This window comes from Pleurocapsa sp. CCALA 161 (assembly GCF_003003995.1).
GTDB lineage: Bacteria > Cyanobacteriota > Cyanobacteriia > Cyanobacteriales > Xenococcaceae > Waterburya.
The window spans coordinates 1-5110 of the sequence record NZ_PVWF01000204.1; the positions used below are offsets into that span (position 1 = coordinate 1).

At 41.4% G+C, this 5110-nt stretch carries 5 protein-coding genes and 1 tRNA gene; all 6 read right to left on the bottom strand.

Going from position 1 to position 5110, the window contains the following annotated elements; translation table 11 throughout:
* On the bottom strand, positions 1-214 hold a 214-nt coding region (locus C7B62_RS24350; RefSeq protein WP_146132206.1), incomplete at its 3' end, for a GntR family transcriptional regulator.
* A 150-nt stretch (positions 215-364) separates the two neighbouring features.
* Positions 365-2611: a filamentous hemagglutinin N-terminal domain-containing protein gene (locus C7B62_RS24355; RefSeq protein WP_106243837.1), complete on the bottom strand. Its 2247-nt coding sequence runs from the start codon at positions 2609-2611 to the stop codon at positions 365-367.
* 97 nt (positions 2612-2708) lie between these two features.
* Positions 2709-2780 (bottom strand) — tRNA-Gln (locus tag C7B62_RS24360).
* A gap of 72 nt (positions 2781-2852) precedes the next feature.
* The gene (locus C7B62_RS24365) at positions 2853-3749 is read right to left on the bottom strand and encodes a serine aminopeptidase domain-containing protein (protein WP_106243841.1); all 897 of its coding nucleotides are present in this window, start codon (positions 3747-3749) and stop codon (positions 2853-2855) included.
* Positions 3750-3805: 56 nt separating this feature from the next.
* Positions 3806-4468, bottom strand: coding sequence for an HAD-IA family hydrolase (locus C7B62_RS24370; RefSeq protein WP_106243844.1), 663 nt, complete (start codon positions 4466-4468; stop codon positions 3806-3808).
* Positions 4469-4555: 87 nt separating this feature from the next.
* Positions 4556-5110: tRNA epoxyqueuosine(34) reductase QueG (queG, locus tag C7B62_RS24375; RefSeq protein WP_106243847.1), on the bottom strand; the 555-nt coding region annotated here is incomplete at its 5' end.

Sequence of the window (5110 nt, forward strand, 5' to 3'; positions counted from 1 at the left end):
CCTTAAAACCACCATTAGGCTTAGACACGATTAATTTTTCTCGTTTTAACTGACTAATTGCTTCTCTAATCGGGGTACGACTAACTTGTAGCTGTTCAGCTAATTTAGTTTCAATGATTCGTTCTCCTGAAGCTAAATCTCCTTTAAGAATAATTTGTTTCAGACATTGATATACTTGTTGTCGTAAAGACTGGTTTCTCTGAATAGCAATCATACATTTGAGTTTTAACTCATACAAAACTATCAACGATAGTTCAATAAGTTGGCTAATTTAACATACAGTATACAAGATAAGATTTAACCATATTGACTGAGCTTAATAAGAGCAATAAACAACTTCTTGCAACTAAAGCAGGCACATTGATTAAAATCGATTAACTTGACAGGGGGAGAGAGACAAATTTTGCGGAGTCGTAGCAACTAGCTCAACAATACCTTGATTAAACACCCAGTTGTTCATTTCCACGATCGTTTGATTTGGTTGAGTTGAACCTACTCGATCTTTGGCTGCAAGTTTTGGCAAGTGGGAGTTAGCATTACTAAAAATAGGGATCTCATCTACGCCCCAGTCAGTTAATGTTTCTAAATAGGCAATTTCTCCCAAAGGATTATTGGGGATGCCTCCTCGTCCAAGATCGCGAATTCGATCGCCGTTAAGATCTTTGCCGACACCACAACTAGAGCTAATTTGCTCTTCGGCTACTAAAGGAGACTGTTCAATATCATCTGTGGCTAAACGAGAATTAAGATCTAGGGTAGAAATTGCCACATTACCCTGTTTTTGCTCAACTTCTGAACTAGCAGTAATGCGACTACTGGGGTCGACAAATAATCCTTGAGTATCAATAGAAACATTACCACCATTGCCTTGATTAGCATCAGCACTAATGCGATTGAAATTTAACAGCGCCAAATTTTCCGTTTTTATAGTAATATTTCCCCCATTGCCATTTTGGGCTGCGGTGGTAGAAATCGACCCACCATGGTCTAAAATCACTAAGCGATCTGCCAAGATATTGATCGACCCACCTTCCCCTGAACCCGTATTTGCCACAATTTCTCCTTGGTTGTCCAAATTTAGCTCAGAAGTAACAATTTTGATATCCCCTGCATTAGTTAAGCCGTAGTTACTTACAGATATTTGTGCAGCTTGCTCGATAGTTAACTGGGGTGTCTTAATCATTAAACTGCCGCTGTTTCCTCGAGGCTGACGCTCTAATGGTAAACCAGCAACACCTGATGAGGCAGAAAAGCCACTTGCTAGTTGAGTTTCCGAAATATTACCGTTGGGATCTTGCGATCGCAAGATCCCTTGACCAGAAAGAGCGACAGACTCTTTGGCATTAACAGTAATAGTTCCCCCTGAACCTGCTCCTCCTAAAGCCTGAATCTGGCTACCGTTTTCAATTACCAGCTTTCCTGTATTGATGTCAATTTGCCCTCCTGAACCAGTTCCTCCAGTCGAGGTGCTAATAATAGCAGGATTATTATCTCCATCACTAAATAATTTCACTCCATCTGAAGCATCGATCATAATACTTCCCCCTGCTCCCTTACTCAGAGTTCCCGCAGAAATGATTGCGCCATTGCTGACCAAAACTTGAGGTGCTGCGATGATAATATCTCCTCCCACATCAGCGATCGCTTCCTCGTTTAAGCCACTGCGTAAGCCGACTTGAGTTATCAACAAGCCAGCATCCAAATTAATCGATTCTGAAGCTTGGAGATTGATCCTGCTTTTTGTTTGACGGAGTTGATTAAAGTCTAGTATTCCTGAACCTGTAGAGAAATTAATCGTCTTACCCTGAAAGTTAACTTTTCCACTGCTATTAATTAAAGCGCGATTGCTTAAGTCGATATTAGCGAACTTTACATCAGGCTGATAATCAAACTGCCAACCACGCTCATCTGGGTGTAGGGCGATCGCTCCTGATTTGACTCCAGCGATTTCGAGATTACTATTAACAACATTAAGAGTGTTGCGACTGATCGATACATCTCCACCTAATAAAGCTAAAGTGTTGCCAGGCTTGAGGTTTAAACCAGGACTAGTAGAGGTGCGATTACTATTAGGTAGAACTTCAATCGTTCCCCCATTGCCGTATTGCAGCCCGATAGGAGCGCTCATGGTTAATATCGACTCACCTTCTGGTGCAGTCGCACTAAATTCTGTCCCGTCGGCAAAAATTAGGCGATCGCCTGTACTGACAATCAAAGAACCGCCAAGATCTAGTTGAGCATTTGCCCCAAAAATCACTCCCGCAGGATTGAGCAAGAACAAACTAGCATCCCCTTGAGTTTGAATCAAACCATCAAGCTCAGAAACTGCGCCCCCAGTAACCCGACTAAAAATATTTTCAACCTCTAAAGCGTGATCGAAGTTAGCTACCCCACCAGTGACTACCGAAAATTGCTCAAAACTATGAAATAGATTTTTTCCAGACTGAATACCACCGGTAATGACGGAAGCACCTCGATCAGTCTGCACTTGAGTCTTGGCTGTATTGTCGCCGACTATTTGTGCCTGAACACTACTGTCGAGCATGATTAAAATAATCGTGAGTGTGGCAGTAAATTTGTAGCGATACCCGCCAAAATTAGCAGACAACATAGGCTGAACATAGGGAAAGACCTGAAGCAATCTTAGCTTAGGTCAAACCAGACAGCCAGTCGATCAATACAACTAGGAATAATGTTTGAGTTTAAAACTGGGGTGCTAGGATTCGAACCTAGGAATGTCGATACCAAAAACCGATGCCTTACCGCTTGGCGACACCCCAACGTCTCGCAACAGAATTTAGTATAGCAATTTAATCCATCAGTTTGTCAAGTAATTATCAGAAAAAAGTTTATTAAGATTGTAATTCACTGTTTTGGATTGCCTTAATTGCTTGACGCAGAGCCTGAACATGAAATAAACCCACATATCCTGCATAGAGACATTGCTGGTGTTGACAAAGATAAATGTGAGCAACCCCTAAAGAGTTCCATGTATGCAGAGTCAGATCCCCAGGCAAACGGGCAATAATACGCGATCGCGCAAAATCACGATAGTCAGTATCAGTCATTCCTGGCACATTACGCAAACGTTGAATCAACTGATTTGTTAAGGTGGCTTCTGGTGCTAAACCTAGTTGGGGATTTGCCCAAAAATCCTGCATAATCGGCAGCATCTCAGTCCGATATCGCATTGCATTATGAGTAATATCAGATATAAGTAACCAGTTAGCATAGTCAAACTTAGTATTTTCTACCGTAACTAAACCATCTGTACCCATTCCAAGATCGCTAGCTACAGACAGAGTGGGAATGTGCTGGGCAATTTTTTCCGCTAGCCCTCGCCGATTTTTCCCCAAGTCTCCTGCTGTACCAATGCCGAGACTTAAAGGATCGATCATTCGTGCCAGATGAGAACCCCCCACAGGAGAACCCAACAGAATAAAAGAGTGAATTTTGCTCCACCATTGAGGATTACGTTCTAACACCTCTAACCACATTAAGCCTCCCATCGAATGCCCGACTATTTTAATTGGTGTTTGGGGATGAGTGGCGATCGCTTCGGTGGCAATCTGTTCTAACCTTTGAATTAAAGGTTCAAGACGAATAAAAGTCTTCATTAATCCCAAACTGGGTACAATTACTTTAGTCTGGTGATCGACTGCTGCTGTGACTAGTCTGCCAATATTATTGCCCGTATCAGCCCATCCATGTTGAGCAAACAATAAATATTCAGGGTGACCATTTATCATTGATTTTGATTCAGAATTGGTTGATTAACTTCGTTTATAGCTTAGAGCTTCGCGGTTTAAGAAGTGACTGTCGATTGATAAGGCTGCCAATGAGCGATCGCTTCTAGCAATTCTAAGGGTTCAGACACCAGGTAATCTGGCTGATGCTCTTGCAAAATTTCGGCTGCATTAAACCCCCAGCTAACCGCAGCTACTGCAATCAGGCTTTTTTTTGCAGATCTAATATCTCTAGTTTCATCTCCAATATAAATTATGTCAGATTTATCGATTTGACGTTCTTTAATTACTTGGTTAAGTACTCGATGTTTGCCAAAGATCGCCGTACTAGAATAAACATAGCTAAACAAGTTGTCTAACTGATTTTTGGTGAGAAATATATCGACGTTTTCTTGATCATTAGAGGTGACAATTCCTAAAGTATAGCCTTGGGTTTTTAACTCCTGCAAAACTTGAGCTATACCTTCGATTGGTTCTAATTCAGCAATTTCTTTGCTTAATTCTGCGCGAACTCTTCTGACTAGAAAAGGTAGCTTAAATATAGATATTTCTGAACGCCTAACTATTTCTCGCGAGCTTAAATTTTTGATTAATACCAGTTCTTCTTGGTCTAATGCTTTATAGCCAAATTCACTTGATAGCTGATTGGTGATTTTAGCGATCGCCTGATAGGTGTCAGCAATAGTACCGTCAAAGTCAAATAAGATTACCTTCGCAGTCATAAGGTTAATTAAATATATAAATAAAATACTAAAAAATTAAAGTAATAATAAATAATTGAAATCTTTACACTTGTATTATAACCACCGTTACTTGTCTTCATTAAGATTAGCACGAGCATTACGTCGCCACATATCAGGCTTAATTCTTCTCAGGGCAGAAGCGGGGAATTGCCGATCCCATTCTATTCGATCCAGCTGGGCTAATTTGCTTAACTGCGGCTGGAGATTACCAGGATAAGGCCGAAAATCATCAACGTCTGTCTCTTGAGCAAAACGTTGATTCCAGGGGCAAACATCTTGACAAATATCACATCCTGCTACCCAACCAGATAGATGAGCGGCAATATTAGGCGGTAATTCTGGGTCACGATTTTCGATGGTGTGATAAGCAATGCAGCGGTTAGCATCGACAACATAAGGCTGAGTAATCGCCCCTGTCGGACAAGCTTCTAAGCAGCGCGTACAACTACCACAATGACTAGTGTGAACATGATCGGCACTCAAAGATAAGTTGGTTAAAACTTCGCCTAAAAATACCCAACTACCATATTTTCTAGTAATCACGTTCCCGTTTTTAGCAATCCAGCCCAACCCTGCGCGTTGCGCCCAAACCTTATCTTGAACTGGCGCAGTATCCACTGC